The sequence below is a fragment of the Enterococcus hailinensis genome (genome assembly GCF_045862035.1).
GTDB lineage: Bacteria > Bacillota > Bacilli > Lactobacillales > Enterococcaceae > Enterococcus_A > Enterococcus_A hailinensis.
In genome coordinates this window covers 87,562-104,256 of sequence record NZ_BAAFRV010000004.1, presented here as the reverse complement: position 1 = coordinate 104,256, position 16,695 = coordinate 87,562, and the positions used below count along the sequence as shown (strand labels likewise).

Annotated in this window: 14 protein-coding genes, 1 tRNA gene and 1 other annotated feature; of the genes, 6 read left to right on the top strand and 9 right to left on the bottom strand. The window is 36.9% G+C overall.

Annotated elements, in window-relative coordinates; all coding sequences use genetic code 11:
• Positions 1 to 13: 13 nt before the first annotated feature.
• The 6 genes from pheT to lepB all read right to left on the bottom strand — a co-directional run bounded on the left by pheT (position 14) and on the right by lepB (position 12,072).
• Entirely contained in the window at positions 14 to 2,431 is a 2,418-nt protein-coding gene (gene pheT, locus ACKTSC_RS04660) for a phenylalanine--tRNA ligase subunit beta (protein WP_407856973.1), read from the bottom strand.
• 6 nt (positions 2,432 to 2,437) lie between these two features.
• Positions 2,438 to 3,481, bottom strand: coding sequence for a phenylalanine--tRNA ligase subunit alpha (gene pheS, locus ACKTSC_RS04655; protein WP_332580511.1), 1,044 nt, complete (start codon positions 3,479 to 3,481; stop codon positions 2,438 to 2,440).
• Between the two features lie 94 nt (positions 3,482 to 3,575).
• Positions 3,576 to 3,773: a binding site (T-box leader), on the bottom strand.
• Between the two features lie 47 nt (positions 3,774 to 3,820).
• Positions 3,821 to 4,165 (bottom strand): winged helix-turn-helix transcriptional regulator, encoded by a 345-nt coding sequence (locus tag ACKTSC_RS04650; RefSeq protein WP_071856986.1) that lies wholly within the window; start codon positions 4,163 to 4,165, stop codon positions 3,821 to 3,823.
• Between the two features lie 66 nt (positions 4,166 to 4,231).
• Complete coding sequence (addA, locus tag ACKTSC_RS04645; protein WP_407856972.1) at positions 4,232 to 7,918, bottom strand: helicase-exonuclease AddAB subunit AddA; 3,687 nt, start codon at positions 7,916 to 7,918, stop codon at positions 4,232 to 4,234.
• The gene (locus ACKTSC_RS04640) at positions 7,908 to 11,390 is read right to left on the bottom strand and encodes a PD-(D/E)XK nuclease family protein (RefSeq protein WP_407856971.1); all 3,483 of its coding nucleotides are present in this window, start codon (positions 11,388 to 11,390) and stop codon (positions 7,908 to 7,910) included. Before ACKTSC_RS04640 ends, addA begins: the two co-directional genes overlap by 11 nt.
• A 139-nt stretch (positions 11,391 to 11,529) precedes the next feature.
• Positions 11,530 to 12,072 carry a signal peptidase I gene (gene lepB, locus ACKTSC_RS04635; protein WP_407856349.1) on the bottom strand — a complete coding sequence of 181 codons (543 nt, stop codon included), beginning with the start codon at positions 12,070 to 12,072 and terminating at the stop codon, positions 11,530 to 11,532.
• A 177-nt stretch (positions 12,073 to 12,249) separates the two neighbouring features.
• Between lepB and ACKTSC_RS04630 the strand changes: the two genes are divergently transcribed.
• A complete protein-coding gene (locus ACKTSC_RS04630) occupies positions 12,250 to 12,846 on the top strand; it encodes a nitroreductase family protein (RefSeq protein WP_332580515.1) in 597 nt (198 codons plus the stop codon).
• A 90-nt stretch (positions 12,847 to 12,936) separates the two neighbouring features.
• On the opposite strand, the gene ACKTSC_RS04625 is transcribed toward ACKTSC_RS04630, so the two are convergent.
• Positions 12,937 to 13,431: a hypothetical protein gene (locus ACKTSC_RS04625; protein ID WP_332580516.1), complete on the bottom strand. Its 495-nt coding sequence runs from the start codon at positions 13,429 to 13,431 to the stop codon at positions 12,937 to 12,939.
• Between the two features lie 12 nt (positions 13,432 to 13,443).
• Positions 13,444 to 13,647 carry a hypothetical protein gene (locus ACKTSC_RS04620; RefSeq protein WP_332580517.1) on the bottom strand — a complete coding sequence of 68 codons (204 nt, stop codon included), beginning with the start codon at positions 13,645 to 13,647 and terminating at the stop codon, positions 13,444 to 13,446.
• A gap of 159 nt (positions 13,648 to 13,806) precedes the next feature.
• Between ACKTSC_RS04620 and ACKTSC_RS04615 the strand changes: the two genes are divergently transcribed.
• From ACKTSC_RS04615 to ACKTSC_RS04605, 3 genes are all read left to right on the top strand, one after another.
• On the top strand, positions 13,807 to 14,334 hold the full coding sequence (locus ACKTSC_RS04615; protein WP_407856970.1) for an HdeD family acid-resistance protein: 528 nt from the start codon (positions 13,807 to 13,809) through the stop codon (positions 14,332 to 14,334).
• Positions 14,335 to 14,394: 60 nt separating this feature from the next.
• Complete coding sequence (locus tag ACKTSC_RS04610) at positions 14,395 to 14,793, top strand: hypothetical protein (protein ID WP_407856969.1); 399 nt, start codon at positions 14,395 to 14,397, stop codon at positions 14,791 to 14,793.
• 55 nt (positions 14,794 to 14,848) lie between these two features.
• Positions 14,849 to 14,921, top strand: a tRNA-Gln gene (locus tag ACKTSC_RS04605).
• Positions 14,922 to 14,957: 36 nt separating this feature from the next.
• Here ACKTSC_RS04605 and ACKTSC_RS04600 read toward each other — a convergent pair.
• Positions 14,958 to 15,389, bottom strand: a complete 432-nt coding sequence (locus ACKTSC_RS04600) for a universal stress protein (protein WP_407856096.1) — start codon at positions 15,387 to 15,389, stop codon at positions 14,958 to 14,960.
• Between the two features lie 219 nt (positions 15,390 to 15,608).
• Between ACKTSC_RS04600 and ACKTSC_RS04595 the strand changes: the two genes are divergently transcribed.
• Both ACKTSC_RS04595 and ACKTSC_RS04590 read left to right on the top strand, forming a co-directional pair.
• A complete protein-coding gene (locus ACKTSC_RS04595) occupies positions 15,609 to 16,319 on the top strand; it encodes an AzlC family ABC transporter permease (RefSeq protein WP_332580521.1) in 711 nt (236 codons plus the stop codon).
• Complete coding sequence (locus tag ACKTSC_RS04590) at positions 16,312 to 16,632, top strand: AzlD domain-containing protein (RefSeq protein ID WP_332580522.1); 321 nt, start codon at positions 16,312 to 16,314, stop codon at positions 16,630 to 16,632. The genes ACKTSC_RS04595 and ACKTSC_RS04590 overlap by 8 nt, the downstream gene beginning before the upstream one ends.
• Positions 16,633 to 16,695: the final 63 nt, after the last annotated feature.

Below are 16,695 nucleotides of genomic sequence, written 5' to 3'. Positions count from 1 at the left end.
TGGTTTAATCAAATTAACGAATGACCGCACCTAATTTTTCTGTTAAGTTTTTAACTACTTTTTCCATCGCACGATTGATCTCTTCATCAGTCAATGTTGCTTCTGGATTTACAAATGTTAAGCTATAAGCCATTGATTTCTTACCTGATTCGATGTTTTTTCCTTGATAAACATCAAATACTTGAACATTTGTTAAGAATTTACCGGCTGCTTCGCGAATCACTGATGAAATTTCAGCATTGGCACTTGTTTCATCAACTAACATAGCAATATCACGACTGACAGCTGGGTATTTAGAAACAGCTTCAAACACTAGCGGTGCTTGTTCATATCCAATTAAAGCTTCTAGATTTATTTCGGCTACATACGTCGCTTTTAATTCATAACTTGAAGCCGTTTTAGGATGAACTTGACCTACAAAGCCGATTAATTCTTCTGCTAAATAGATTCCTGCTGTTTGGCCTGGATGCATTTCAGGCATTTTGATTGAACGATAAGAAATTTCTTCTGTTAAGCCCAATCCCTCAACCAACTCTTCGACCATTCCTTTGATCGTGTAATAATCACATGGTTCAGCTTTAGCTGCCCATGATTTATCTGCAATATTTCCAGTTACTGCGATTGCAACATGATTTTGTTCAATTGGCAGATCTTTTTGCGGATCATTATTTTGATAGAATACATGGCCAATTTCATAGAATGCGACATCATTATTTTTACGTGCAACATTATAAGCTAAATCTTCTAATAAACCGCTGATCAAATTCAAACGCATTGTTGAGCGATCTTCACTCATCGGCCAAGCTACACGAGTAACACGACTTTCGCCAATTAAAAATTGTTGTGCTTTTGTTTCTGTTGTCAACGCGTAACTAATTGCTTCTGAAAGACCACTGCCTTCCAATAAATTACGGACTTTACGTGTTGATTTTTGAGATTCTGTTAAAAATCCGGCAACAGTTTGACCTTCAGGTAAAGTTGAAGGCAAATTATTATAACCATAGATACGAGCGATTTCTTCCATCAAATCGGCTTCAATCGTAATATCCCAACGACGTGGCGGTACGCTAACAGTCGTTACACCAGCTTCGACAGTTGTTTCAAATCCAAGTGCTGCAAAAATTTCATTGACTTGTTCTTGAGTCAGATCTGTTCCTAGGAAACGATTAACGTTTTCTAGTTTTGTGCTGACTTCGATATTTTTGGCTTCCACTTCACTGCCTTTAACTGAACCGTTTAAAACCGTCCCCTGTGCTAATTCCGCGATCATTGCAGCAGCTACTTCACCCGCTAAACTAATCTCACCTTGGTTGATACCTTTTTCAAAACGCATAGATGCTTCACTGCGTAGATTATAGCTTTGAGATGTCCGTCGAACAGATGTATGATCAAACATCGCCATTTCCAATGCTACAGTAGTTGTTTCAGCTGAAATTTCTGAATCCAATCCACCCATGACACCAGCTAATGCGACTGGTACATCGCCATTCGTGATAACAATATTTTCTGGATTCAATGTACGTTCTACACTATCCAAAGTTGTAAATGGTTCATCTTGTTTCGCACGACGAACATGGATTTCTTTACTACCTAATTTATCATAGTCAAATGCATGTAACGGTTGTCCGAACAATAACAAGATATAATTTGTAATATCGACTACGTTACTGATTGGACGGATTCCCTCGTTCATTAAACGATTTTGCAACCATTGCGGACTTGGTCCAATTTTTACATTTTCAATGATTCGGATTTCATAATGCGGTGCATCATTTTTATCTTCGACTGATACGTTGATTTTATCGCTAGCTTTTTCAGCTGCTTCAGCTAATTTCACTGAAGGAAAGTTCACTTCTTTATTATAAATTGCAGCTACTTCATGAGCCACGCCACGAATGCTCAAAGCATCTGCTCGGTTCGGTGTGATCGACAGATCAATGATCGTATCATCCATTTCAAGATATGAAAAGACTGGTTCACCTGCTACAGCATTTTCGGGCATATAATAAATACCTTCAGCGTATTCTTTTGGAATCACTGATTCACCGTATCCAAGTTCTTGCAATGAACAAACCATTCCGTTTGAAACTTGACCGCGCATTTTTCCTTTTTTGATTTTCACATTTCCGCCAATACGTGACCCAGGCAAAGCAACGATTACTTTTACACCGGCTTTGATATTAGGTGCACCACAAACGATTTGTGATAATTCCTCTTCGCCAATATCGATTTGGCAGATAGATAGATGATCAGAATCAGGATGAGGAACACATTCCTTTACATCGCCAACAACGATTTTTTTCAATCCTTCTTCTGGTGATTCTAAACCTTCGACTTCGATCCCTGTAAGCGAAAGACGATCGGCTAATTCTGTTGGTGTAATGTCTTTCAAATCGACATATTCATTTAACCATTTATATGAAACTAACATTGCTTTTTACTCCCCCTTGAATTGTTCCAAGAAACGAACATCGTTTAAATAGAAATTTCGAATATCATTAACGCCATATCGCAACATCGCGATTCGATCTGGTCCTAATCCAAAAGCAAAACCTGAATATTCTTTTGAATCGATGCCTGACATTTCTAAAACATCTGGGTGAACCATACCAGCGCCAAGAATTTCGATCCAGCCAGTATGTTTGCAGACGTTACATCCTTTACCACCACATTTAAAGCAGCTGACATCCACTTCCACTGATGGTTCAGTAAATGGGAAGTAACTTGGGCGTAAACGGATGCTGCGGTCAGCACCAAACAATTCTTTCAATAAAACTTCTAGCGTTCCTTTTAAATCGCCCATCGTGATCCCTTTATCGACCACTAAACCTTCGATTTGATGGAATTGATGGCTATGTGTTGCATCATCTGTATCGCGACGGAAAACTTTTCCGGGTGAAATCATGCGTAATGCACCTTTTGAAAAATCATGTTTTTCCATTGTCCGTGCTTGAACTGGTGATGTATGGGTACGTAATAATACTTCATCCGAAATATAAAATGTATCTTGCATATCCCGAGCTGGATGATCTTTAGGTAAGTTCATTCGTTCGAAATTGTAATGATCGGATTCAATTTCAGTTCCTTCAATGACTTGATAACCCATCCCTACAAAAGTATCTTCGATTTCTTCCATGATTTGAGTCAAGACATGACGCGTACCATGAGCAACTTTTTTACCTGGTAGCGTAACATCTAAAGATTCTGATGCTAATTGTTTTTCTAATGCTAATTCGGTTAATTCTGCTTTCCGTTCTTCAACAGCTTGAGCTAATAAATCACGGATTTCGTTAGCAAAGGCACCTACTTTAGGTCGTTCTTCTGCAGAAAGATCTCGCATGCCTCGCAATACTTCAGTGATGGGGCCTTTTTTTCCTAGTGTTTCTACACGAATCGATTCAATTGCAGAAAGAACATCCGCTGCTTCGATTTTTGCTAACGTCTGACTTTTAAGTTCTTCTAATTGTTCTTGTAAACTCATTATTTTCTTCCTTTCTTTAATGCTAAAGTGATAATTCTCCACTTATTTCTCTGATTGATTCATCAATTATAAATCACAAAAAGACCTCGTCCCATAAAGGAACGAGGTCTCGCGATACCATCCTAATTCGCCAATTACTTGGCGCTCTTACTTATGATTTAACGGCTTTACCGGTCTTGCGACAAGCTCCAGAAGTGAACTTCATCTTTTTCTTTCTCAGTCTGCTTCCAGTCAATGACAGACATTCCCTTTAAGATCAAAAAAGATTACTCTTTTCTATCAACGCTTTTTAAACTATTTAATTGACTATCCCAATACTACAAGAAATCAATAAAATTATCAACTACATTCTTCAGCAGTAATCCAAGTGTCGCCCCATTGATGAATTTCCTTCATCACATTTTCCAGTGCCTCACCTTTACTTGTCAAGCAATAATCCATCCGTTTTTGACTTCCGCAAGCAACTACACGAGTAACGATTCCTTCAGCTTCTAATTCTTTTAGCCGTTCGGTCAACACACGATCACTTACTTCTGGAATCATTGCAGCAATATCGACAAATCGTTTTGGTCCATCTTCTAATAATACATCAATGATCAAACCGTTCCATTTTTTGCCTAAAATTTGGAAGCCTTTTTCAAATTTTGGACAGAGTGAAAAGTTAATTGTCTCTATTTGTTCCATCATTCTCACCTCGATAGAGAGAGTATAGCACAGCACTTACCTTTTATAAGTATAAACTGCCTATCACTAAAGAGATTTTAATAAATCTATCGCTTTATTCCCTTGTAAAAATATTAAATATGCATTTGTAACCGGTTTGTTTTTGGCTTTTTCTAATGCATCCTTATAGAGATGCAACTGTCCACGATAACGTGCAAGCAATTGCGGTTCACGTTTTTCAGTATAATAATCTGTTTTTAAATCATATAATACAATATGGTCTTCAAACTCTAGATAACCGTCAATGATCCCATGTATCAAGATTTCATCTTGATTTTGATAATCTTTAAACAGCTGATTGGCTGGCATCAACATCGCAAATGGTTCTTCTCGATATAAAAAATCTGCATTTTTAATAACGTAATTCCCGATTTCTGAATCAAAAAAAGCGAGAATACTATCAATGGATATTTTTTCAGCTATCTCTAACGTTAATGCCTTTCGTTCAACTAAGTCAGCAATCAGCTCTTCAATCATTTTTTTCTGCGGCCTTACTTTTAGCGAAAGTAACTGCATGACTAAATGCGTTGCCGTTCCGATTTCCGCCGGTGAAAGTTCCTTTTTAGTACGCAAAAATCTCGGCTCACTCAATTCTGTTTCCGTAAAACGATAGTGATTTTGCCTTTGAGTGGATTCATTTAATTCTAACGTTTCGCGATTATCTGGATCATCATAAAGACGTTTCAACTCTGAAACTGATTGATAACTGGTCGTCTTGGTCGCTTCTGGATAAGGATAATTGAATAGCAGCCGTTTTTTTAACGGTTGGATATCGATTACACCTTGTGGTATTTCCAATGTCTTTATTTCTGGCAGATAACTTTGGACTGCTTCAGCAATTTTTTGCGGCTCAACAAAATCGATTGAAAATGTAGCCGGATGATTTTTTATTCGAGCTGGCTGATTGATCGAATATTCTGTTTGATATTGTTCCATTTTAGGATGTCTGAAGAGCGTCATCCCTACCCAATCAAAATAACTATCTTTTTGTCCGCTCCGTAACCCAGCATCTAAAACGGTTTGTTCATTGAGAGCACCTTTGCTCCAAGTTTTCAAAGCTGCTTCCTGATCGTCATAAGAGCCAACTAAATAAATTTTTTGTTCTGCTCGAGTTAGAGCAACATACAGCTTGCGCATTTCTTCAGATAATAATTTATTCAAGTTTTTTTGCTTGACCGTTTGGAAGAGCAAGGTCTCTTTTCTGATTCGATCATCCGGTGTGAGCAATTTCACTCCCAGCCCTAAGCGTTCGTCGAACACATAATTTTTTCGTGTGTCTTGCAGATTAAAACTTTTACTCATATCCATCAAAAAGACAATCGGAAATTCTAAACCTTTACTGCCGTGGATCGTCATCACCCGAACAGCATCGACTAACTCTTCTGTCGGCGGCTCACCCAAGTCTTTTTCTTTTTCCTGCATCTTTTCAATAAATCGAATGAATTGATATAGTCCTCGGAAACTGCTGCGTTCATAATCTTTCGCTCGTTCGATCAAAGCCAAAAGATTGGCATGTCGTTGCTGCCCTGCCGGCATCCCTAACACATAATCTAAATAGGCTGTCTCGTTATAAATTTTAACTAATAAATCAGATAAAGATTCACGACGCGCATACTCGCGCCATTGGTTCAATTGTTCTAAAAACTGAGTCAATTTTTTAGCGATCTCATCTGTATTGACTTCACTATAAAGTTGGACTGCTTGATAATACTCTTTTTGCGGCAAAGCTAAACGAATCTGAGCCAGCGCTTCTTCTTGTAATCCAACGATCGGTGAACGTAAGACTGCAGCTAATGGAATATCTTGGTACGGATTATCAATGATTTGTAATAATGAAATCATGATCCGCAGTTCTGTCGACTGAAAATAATTTTGCGTATCGCTGATAGCTAACGGAATCCCTAACTGTTTGAATACTTCTAAAATGGTTAAATTATTACTTCTAGTCGGTGTTAACAATACGATATCTTCATATCGAACCGGACGCATAGCTTTTATTTTTTTATCATAAATCTCAAAACCTTGATCGATCAGCTGACGAATCTTAGTGGCAGTCATAAAGACCTCCCCCATCGCCTTGTCTTCGATCCATTCTGGGACTTCACCTTTTTTCTGATAAACCAATAATTCCGGTTCAAACGTTTCTTTTGGTGGAAAAGCAGTAAATCCATTGATTAGTTCCGCTTGTTGGTCGTATTCTATTTGCCCTACTGCTTGATCCATTAATTGTGTAAAAATTAAATTAGTAAAATCCAATACTTCTTTACGCGAGCGGAAATTTTCGGCCAAAATAATTCTTCGGCCACCCTCTTCCTCTGCAAAATCGTGGTATTTTTGGATGAATAACGTTGGATCTGCTAAACGAAAGCCATAAATCGACTGTTTCACATCCCCTACCATAAAGAGGTTTCCCGGTTTTTCTGAGCTTAGTTCTTGTAAAATCGTTTCTTGCAGCTGATTGATATCTTGATACTCATCTACTAAGACCTCTGTAAAACGTTGACGATAATAAGTTTCTGCTGGACGATCGCCTTCGATTTGCGTCTGTAAGATTTGCAACGTGAAATGTTCCAAATCATTGAAATCCAGCATCCCTTTTTCTCTTTTTTTGTCAGAATAAGAAGCGATAAAACTTTTTTCAACTCGGACTAATTCTTCCACGATCGGCAGCGCTTCTTGCAGCCGTTCTACTTGTTCATTAGGCGAAACTGAAAAATACATTGCTTGGATTTCTTGTAAATTTTTTTTCGCTTGATCTCGATAAATTTTACATTCTGCGATCACGTCTCCGTAAAGTTCCTTCACCTCTTTTTTTCGTGGTGATGGATACGTTGAGAATTTCAACTGTTCAAAAATTTTGAAGGCGTCGTCTAAACGATCTTCTGTCATCGCTTGTTGAATTTGTAAAGTAATTGCTGCTTCATTTTTAGCTAAATCGATAATTTTTTGTAGCTCATCACTTCCTTGACTGGCCGACTCCATCCATTGATACGTTTGATGGATCTCGCCTAATGCGGTCAATACTTGTGGCCGGATCAAATCTTTATACAAAGTTGAATCTACTAGCTCTTCAATCCGATAATTATCAACTAAACTATCTAACCAAGTAAACGGCTGTGGATTTGCCCGTGCAAAATCGTACATTGCTAAAACTAGATCCTCTAGTCCACTATCACTGCGGTCATTTGAGAAATTTTCAGTCAAACGATAAAAAATTTCCTGATTTTCTTCGTAGAAAGTTTCTCGTAATTCATCCCAAACATCTTCTTTTAATAAAATCGTCTCTGTATCGTCTGTCAACATCCGATAACTCGGATCCAAATCGATCAAATAGAAAAAACGTTGGATAACTTTTGAACAAAATGAATGTAACGTCGAGATAGTCGCTGTCGGCAACAACGTTAATTGGTGAGTAAAATGATTTTTCAATTCTTGATCTGTTTCTAAGTTGATCGCTTCTTGTAACGCTGACTGGATTCGTTCTTTCATCTCACTTGCGGCAGCTTCCGTAAAAGTAACAACTAATAATTGATCCACCGATAATTGTTGCCGTTTGATTTTTTCAATCACCCGTCTGACTAAGACCGCTGTTTTACCTGATCCTGCCGAAGCAGAAACTAACAAATTAGTTCCTTGATCATAAATCGCTTGCCATTGAGAATCTGTATACATTTCGTTGGGTGCTTTAGGAGGAATTGGATAGTTAGTTGTCATGTAGTTCGTCCTCCATTCTTTTTAAAACTTCTTCTTTTGATAATTTTTCTAGGCGATGGTAATTATTCTCTTTCAACATCGCATCAAATTTGCAGACACTGCGAAATGGACATTGCTGACAAGCGATGCGCTGATTGTCTTTATACGTGGGATTTAACTTGATTTCACCAGAAACGATTTGATCGCCTGCTTGCTGGATTTTTTCCCGATTGTATTTGCGCAATAAATCGATTTCTGATAAATCATAGAATTTATCTTTCGACTGCGGCACCATAACTGTTTGTCCTTTGCTATCCTTTTTGATTGGGAATAGTAATGAACTTTCTTTTTCTTGTAGACTTTGATCTAGCTGATCGTAAAGTTCAGGTTCTTTGGCAAACAATCCATCGTATTGATAAGCTTTCAACATTTCTTTTTCAATATTTTTAGGTTCTTTCAATACTGGGTTATGGACGTGGAGATAATACGCACCGGCCGGTTTGATTTCTTTTCCACTTGCTTGACTAAAATCTGTCACTGCTACATCTAAATATGTGATCAACTGCAAAGCAATTCCATAGTACGCGTCTGCAACGTTGAAACTGTGGGGACTTGACTTATAATCGATCACACTCAACCAATCATTTTCATTTCCTTGTAACTGATCCAAACGATCGATTTTCCCGCGGATTGCTACTTCACCGCCGTTACGCAATGGCAAATTAATTCCTGGGATTCCCTTTTGTCCACCGATCGAACCAAAAATGATTTCGGTTTGTTGCGGTTCAAGTTTGGTTCGCATACCTTGCTGAACCAGCCCCCAACTCACCTTTTGAATTGTTTGCGACAATTGATAACGAATATAATTCATCCGAGCAGAACTAGAAAGAATTGCAAATTTCAATTCACCAAAAATAGCTTTTAATACTTGGTCAGCTAGTTCGTTGCGTTGGGCTTCATTTAATTCTGCCAAACGTAACCCTTGTTCGTTCAACATGCGAAAGAAGTGATCCAATGCCTCATGATAAAAATCGCCCGCAGCCGCCGGAGTCAATCCATAAACCGTCCGTTCTTTTAATCCTAAACCAAAGTTAGCAAAATATTTATATTGGCAATTATAAAAATTTTCGATACGTGAAACAGAGACATAGAGATTTTTACCGTATAATCGCTCCGCTGTTTCAGGCAATAATTCTCTTGGTACATTGAGATCTTGTAAACTTTTGAATACACGCTGTGCCATCGGAGCCCATGAACTGTTCTGGATAAATTTCTGTAGCTCGCGCCAGACTGGTAAAAAGGCCCGGTTTTCATCTTGTGCTATACGATTTAGCGTGATCAAATCAGATAATAATGTGCGCATCGTTCCTAAGTGTTCATTCGGATCACTGTCTAATTTAAGCGCAGGACTTTCATTGATTGGAAGATTCAATCCATTACTTAATTGACGTAAAAAAGTTGAGACTTCTAATTTTTTTTCACCATCAACATTTGTAGCCAAGCTTAAATACAGTTTTTCGGTTGCTGATAGAAAAACAGAATAGGCTAAAAACGGTTCTCGATTGACCTTGGAACTATTACTTTCAGGCAGGAACTTTCCTTCTGGTAATTGTTGATTGAAGGACGAACGCTCTTCTGCTGATAATAATCCTTTGTCATCAAAACGCGCAGGGAAATCATTATTATTCAATCCAACAGCAAAAGTTATTTTCATTTGATCTACCCGTGCTAGCTCCAAATCATTCACTCGGACTTGGTCGATCGCTGTTGGGATTTTCCCGTAAGTCAGATTCATTAAACCTGCTAAAAAGATTTCTTGAAAAGCTGACCAATCGAAAGAATCTTCACCATAGATTAAGACGTATTCATCTAATAAATCTAATAAAGCCTGCCACGTTTGCTCATGATTACGAGCTTTGTCCAGTGAGCCTCGTGCAACTTCTTGATCACGCCAAAAAAGTAATTGGCGTTTGACACCGCTTTGTTCTAAAAAGCGATAAAAGATCGTGGCTGCTTCTAAGCCTGTCTCAGCCTGTTTGATGTGTTTAAAAAAGACTGGAACGATTTGTTGTACTGAGCGACGCACTTCGTTGGTTATTGTTTCTAATTGTTTGGCATCGTTGAATACATCGGCCTCAAAATCGTAATCAACAAATTCCCAATCAGCCTTTTTAGTCCAAGCATTGCCTCGGAAATTATAGGCTAAACAAACATTTTCTGTTTGATCGATTTTTTCGCGATAGGCTTGTTGTTCCATAAACCAGGTAGTTGAATTCCAATCGAAAGGCGCAAACAACTCTGTCCGCAGCATCCGAAATAAATCGTTAATCCGATAGTTATACGTATCAACTAAAAATAAGGCTTGTAAAAACTCAATCAGCGGATGAGCCGCCATCTCTTGGGTCTCATCAAGATAAAATGGAATGTCTAATTTTTGAAATAAGTCTGGCAAAATACTGTTGTAGATTTGAGGATTGCGCATCAAAATTTGAATATCTTTATAACGATATCCTTCAACACTGACAAGTCGTCGAATCTCATCGCCTGTCTTACGAATCTCTTCAGCAAGAGTGGCATATTTTGTCATCTGGATCTGAGTGTTGCCGGCCATATTCAACCGCTTTTGGTTTGCCCAAAAATCTCCGATTTGATTAAAGACTGTTTTTCGTTCATGTGAATATTGATCCGTTCTCACAGGAATCTGCTGTACATCCGCACTCCGTTTTAACTGATAGTATGTTTTTCCAGGATCAGCAAATAAATTCAATGGATTGGGTTCTTCATTTGGATACGGCCGATCTAGCTCTAGGGAAACATACAGCTCTCCGCAAGTCATCAAAGCATTTAAGACACTAAGTTCACGGGCATTAAAACGTGTAAACCCGCTTACGATAAATAAACAATTAGAAAGATCTTGTGTCACCAAATAATTTTGGAGCAATAATAACGGATCTTCATTTGCGACTTGATAGGCAATCAAAGCTTCTTCATAAGCCGCAAAAACTTTTTGCAGATCTTTTAACTTTAAGACTTGATCCTGTTCTGTTCCATTTTCAACCAAATCTGAAACAGACACATTACCGATTTGCATTTCTTGATAAAAGCCAACCAATTGTTGGATAAACCCTGTTTTATTGACTTCACCGCGGAAAATCGTCAGCTCTTCTCGTTGTTCATGCAAAATTTTTCGCAAAATCATGGCATTTCCAGCTTCAGATAAAATATTTCCAGGTACGTGACCATCTCTTTGCAAAAAATACCAGGCTAAACGCTGAAAACTGAAAACTTGCGTTTGAATCGTACTGAATTCTTCAAAACCACAACTTTTTTTCATTGCTGATAGAAGACTGATTTCCTGTTCGAATTTATTGTAATTGGGGACTAAGAAAAACACGCGATTCACTGAATTCTTCGCCAACCAAGCTTGCGCAGTTTGGACCATCCGTTCTGTCGCATCGTTTTGTCCAGCACCTAACAGAAATTGTAACGGCATCGTTTCCCCTCATTTCTTTGAATTGTGTTACTTATTTATTATAACAGTCTGTCCGACAGGAAGCACGATAGGCGATGTTCAATTTAAGCTAAATTCAATATCGCTGATTGGTACAAAATAAAAATAGACGAGCAACATGCTAGTCTATCGTTCCGAATCGTTTTATCGGCCAAAAAACAAATTTTACATCAGCCATAATATCCTTTTCTTTGATCGTACCAATGATACGACTATCTTTTGAAATTCTACGATTGTCTCCCATAACGAACAATTCACCCGCAGGAACTTTTTCAGAACCGTATAATTTGTTTAAATCAAAATCATCCGTTAAAGGCTGACCATCAGTCAACTTACTTTTATATTCATCTAAATAAGGTTCGGCATATTTTTTTCCATTAATGTATAAGACATCCTTTTTGTATTCAACCGTATCACCCGGAAGACCGACGACTCGTTTGATATAATTTTTTCCTACATCATCTGGTGCTGGAAAAGTCACGATATCAAAGCGCTGGATTTCAGTATTTTTTAACGCAATTACGCGCTCACCGTCAATCAATGTGGGATCCATCGAATCACCTTTTACTACTACTGGAGTAAAAACAAATTGGCGCAAGCCAACTAAAATTGCTGCTAATACTACTAAATAAAGGAACGTTTTTCCTATTTCTTTCATGTTCACTGATAGCCCTCCATATTTTCTACTGCTAGTTTAGCATAATATCAGCGTTTCCATGAAAGTTATTCAATATCTTTTGAAAAAAATCTATTTTTTTGAGCATATTACTTTCCTTACTTTTAGTAAGATGTTAAAGTAGTTTTGTAAACAAGAAGAAAACAAGAAAAGGTGGAACTTATTATGTCTCAATTTTTAGGATCATTAAAAGAACGTCGCTCATTTTATGCTTTAGGACGCGACATCAACTTATCTGAAGAAGAAATCACAACGTTAGTTAAAGACGCTGTTAAACATAGTCCTACAGCTTTCAACGCACAATCTCCACGTGCAGTTATTCTTTTCGGTGCTGCACATGAAAAATTATGGAATATTGTTGAAGAAGCATTAAAACCTTTGACTCCAGCAGAAGCTTTCCCTAATACTCAAGCTAAAATTGCTGGTTTTAGAGGTGCTTATGGAACTGTTTTATTCTTTAAAGAAACAGATACAGTGAAAAATCTGCAAGAACAATTCGCTTTATATGCTGATAATTTCCCAGATTGGGCAGAACAATCAAACGGAATTGCGACAGCAAACACTTGGACTGCTCTTAACGAAGCTGGTCTTGGCGCGAACTTACAACATTACAATCCCGTTATTGATGATGCAGTAGCTAAAGAATGGGATATTCCAGCTAACTGGCAATTACGTTCACAATTGGTCTTCGGTTCTAAAGAAGGCGCAGCGAACGAAAAAGAATTCTTAGCTGATGACGAACGCTTCCGTGTATTCCATTAATCATTAAAATGTTGGAACAAAAGTGACTTTACTTTTGTTCCAACATTTTTTATTTTCCACAAAAAAAGATGGCATCTCTGCCATCTTACTTCACTGACCATTTTTGTCTTGATCGTCTTTAGTTAAAATTTCTAACGTACTGCCCTCATTGAGGTGTGTCGAAAGAAAAACAACAAATTCAGTAAATGAATAATCAAAGGTCAAAATGGGCCCCCGACGATTTTTGCGAAAATAATTTAATTTGATCAAACCGCTCTCCTCTTGAAACAAAACAACACGTTCGATTTCACTTAATGGAACTCCACGATTATCTAAACTAAATAAAACTAAACTATTCTCGGTAAATCCTCTTTTATCCAATAAAAAGCTCAGCATGACTAACGCAGCTAAAATCGATTGAACACGACTATTTAAGTCGGTTTCACCGCTAAAGCCTACAAAAAGAATCAAGCCGGCTAAAAAAAGATAAAATGGCGAAAATTTACGTCGTTTGAAGATTGGAACTACAATATCTCTGCGTGCTAATAATAAAAAGACATACAAAACAATTGTAAAAATCCCTAACAAATAGGTGAATATATTCAAAAGAATCCCCTTCTAACTTGGAACGAAACTAGAATATTTTACCACAACCATGTTAGATTTGTCATCTCTTTGTTCTTGATCGATTGATTCACATTGATTGATACGAACGACCGCGCAATTTGTCATTTTAGAAACGACTTCGCCTTCGACGCATTCTTCAAAACCGATTGGATGACACCGATAATTTCTTCCTAATTCAATTTCTTCTTCATTCATAAATAAGCCCTCCAGTACCAACATTCATTTGTTTGTTTAACTTTTGGATCAATGTTACTCGCATTATACATAAGTATGGAACGGTTTACAATCGAAAACCATTCTATATTCGCAAAAATGTCTGGAATCAGTTAAAATCAATTATAAGGAGTGATATTTATGTCTAATTTTTTTGAATCTATCAAAAAGTATGGCTACCTAAGAAGTATCTGTTACTTAATTTTCGGCTTTGCAATCTTACTTCAGCCTCGAAGTATTTTTAAAGCCGTCGTGTACATCATCTTTTTATATTTATTGATTTTTGGCGTTACACAGTTAGTTCGTGGTTTAAAAGTAAAAAAATATACTGGAAATGTCGGTGTCGAAACAACAGGCGGAGCCGTTCGAATCGTACTGGCTTTCGTAGTACTGATTTTCTCCAAAATGATTATCAGTATTTTACCAATGTTTTTAGGTTTCATTATCTTCATTTTTGCGATTAGTCGCTTTTGGCAAAATTGGACTGCTAGAAGAAATGGTTTCCCAGTAACGGGACAATTAATTTATACTGGCGTGATGGCGCTGGCAGGGATCTTACTTTTATTCAATCCATTCAGCAGCTTGATGGTTCTTTTCCAACTTTTCGGATTTCTTTTGATTACTATGGCTATTTCAGAATTCATCAATACTCGTCGCTTATCTAAATAAAGAATTGTTTCTACTATACAAAAGTTTTATACTAATATTACTAAATTAAGCGAGGATATTATGAACACAGCAAAAGAACTTTATCGATTCACAAAACATTATGGGATCAATTACAACACGGGAGAAACAAAAGGCATAGAATTGTATGAAAAATTTCTACAAACCTTTCCTAAAATAAATTTTTCTTTCTCTTTTATCGGATTTCACAAATATGAGAGTTTAAAAAAACAAGAAGGTTTGACTGCTTATGGTATTTCAGGCACGATGCTCTACGCGTTGAGTAAACAAAAAGCTTATAAATATAACTTATACCAATGCAAAGAAATCAGTGGCAAAAAGAAACTGAACGGTATCCGTTTAAGCTTAGTCTTTGAAAAAGAAACAATCAAAATCAACCTCGGTTTTGCTGATGGAAATATCGTATTAGCCGCCTTAAAACAAGCTGGTAAAAAAAGTTAGAGACCTTAACAGTTGAAGAATAGGAAAACTAGCGTTATAATTTTTCTGTTCTTAGTGGGATATGGCCAAATTGGTAAGGCGCCTGACTCTGAATCAGGTAAGTGTAGGTTCGAGCCCTACTATCCCAATAAAAAAAAGAACTTGATAGAAGCAAGTTCTTTTTTTTATGCTCTTACTACCATTACATTGCATTTTGCATTGTTTACTACATGAGCAGTGGTTGATCCTACGATGGCTCGTTCAACTGCACCTTGACCTGTTGCACCTACTACGATCAAGTCTACTTGATTTTCAGCCGCATACTCAATAATTTTGTGTTTAGGATTACCAGAATCGATTTTTGTCTCATAATCAAAATCACTGATATTGGATTCAGATACCAATTTTTCTAGTTCAATTTCAGCATTATTTAAATGAAATTTTAGTGCCTCATTGATAAATGCTGGATCACCAATTGAAAACTTATAATCTACGACTGTTAATAAAAACAACTTTGACTCATTTCTTTCGGCAATATCCAACGCTTCATGAAATGCATCTGTCGAAGATGGTGAACCATCTACAGCAATCAAGATTTTTTTATATTTTTCTTTCACTGAAAACGCCTCCCTTTTATCCATTATACCTCATCCAACTTTGATAAATAAAATCTAAGGTATATTTTCTAATAATTAATTTTTACTGATTATTTTATTTATATTCAGAAAACATATTTACCAAAAGAAACAATTTATGATGACGTAATCACTTAATCTTCTATTGTCATTTTATTCTTTATGGTCTAATATGATTAAAAAAAGATGAGAGGAGTTATTATGGATACACGACTAATTAAAACTGCTTCATTTATTGATGGCGTGAAGGCTTGCCTTCCTACGATCATGGGTTACTTAGGAATTGGGATTGCTCTTGGGATCGTTGGAAAATCAGCAAATCTAACTATTTTCCAGATTTTTTTAATGTCTACTTTGGTGTATGCCGGAAGTGCTCAGTTCATTTTATGCGGCTTGCTTCTTTTAAATGCACCAATTTTATCAATCATTTTTACTGTTTTTCTTATTAATTTACGTCACTTACTGATGAGTCTCTCTGTTGCCAGCTATTTTAAAAAAGATTCTTTATTAAATGGTATCGGCATCGGAACATTATTGACAGATGAATCTTATGGTGTGTTGATGTCTACCTTGGCTCAAGAAAAAAATGTCACTAGTCGATGGTTACATGGATTAAATTTAACTGCTTATTTAGTTTGGGTTTTATCAACCGTCATCGGAGCCTTGCTAGGAAATTTTATTCCTGACCCAACGATGTTTGGTTTTGACTTCGCCTTAACTGCCATGTTTTTAGGATTGTTTCTCTTTCAAGTAAAATTACCGCTGATTAGACAAAAAACAAAAACAATTAACATTCTATTAGTGACGATTATTAGTCTCTATGTAGCTATGCGCTTTTTATCAGCAGAAATGTCAGTTATTGTGGCAACTTTATTGGGCTGTTTAACGGGGGTGCTAATAAAAAATGAGTAATTCTTACTACTTAGCTACTATTTTAGGGTGTGCTGTAGTTACTTGGATTCCACGTATCGCTCCATTTATTTTAACGAAAGCTTTTACCTTGCCAACAATGGTAGAAGAATTTTTGAGTTATTTACCTATGACGATTTTAACAGCACTTTTATTGCAAAGTTTATTGGAATTTCATACTGGCCAATTTCCAACTTTAAAAATCCCTGAAATGATCGCCTGTATCCCAGCGCTAATTGTTGGCATCAGAACCAATGATCTTATGAAAATTGTAGTCACTGGTGTACTCTGCATAGCATTATTGCGACTCTTTTAAAATTACAAGTGTTATAGAGCATATTTCTGGTTATACCTATACCATTGATGTAATATATAACAA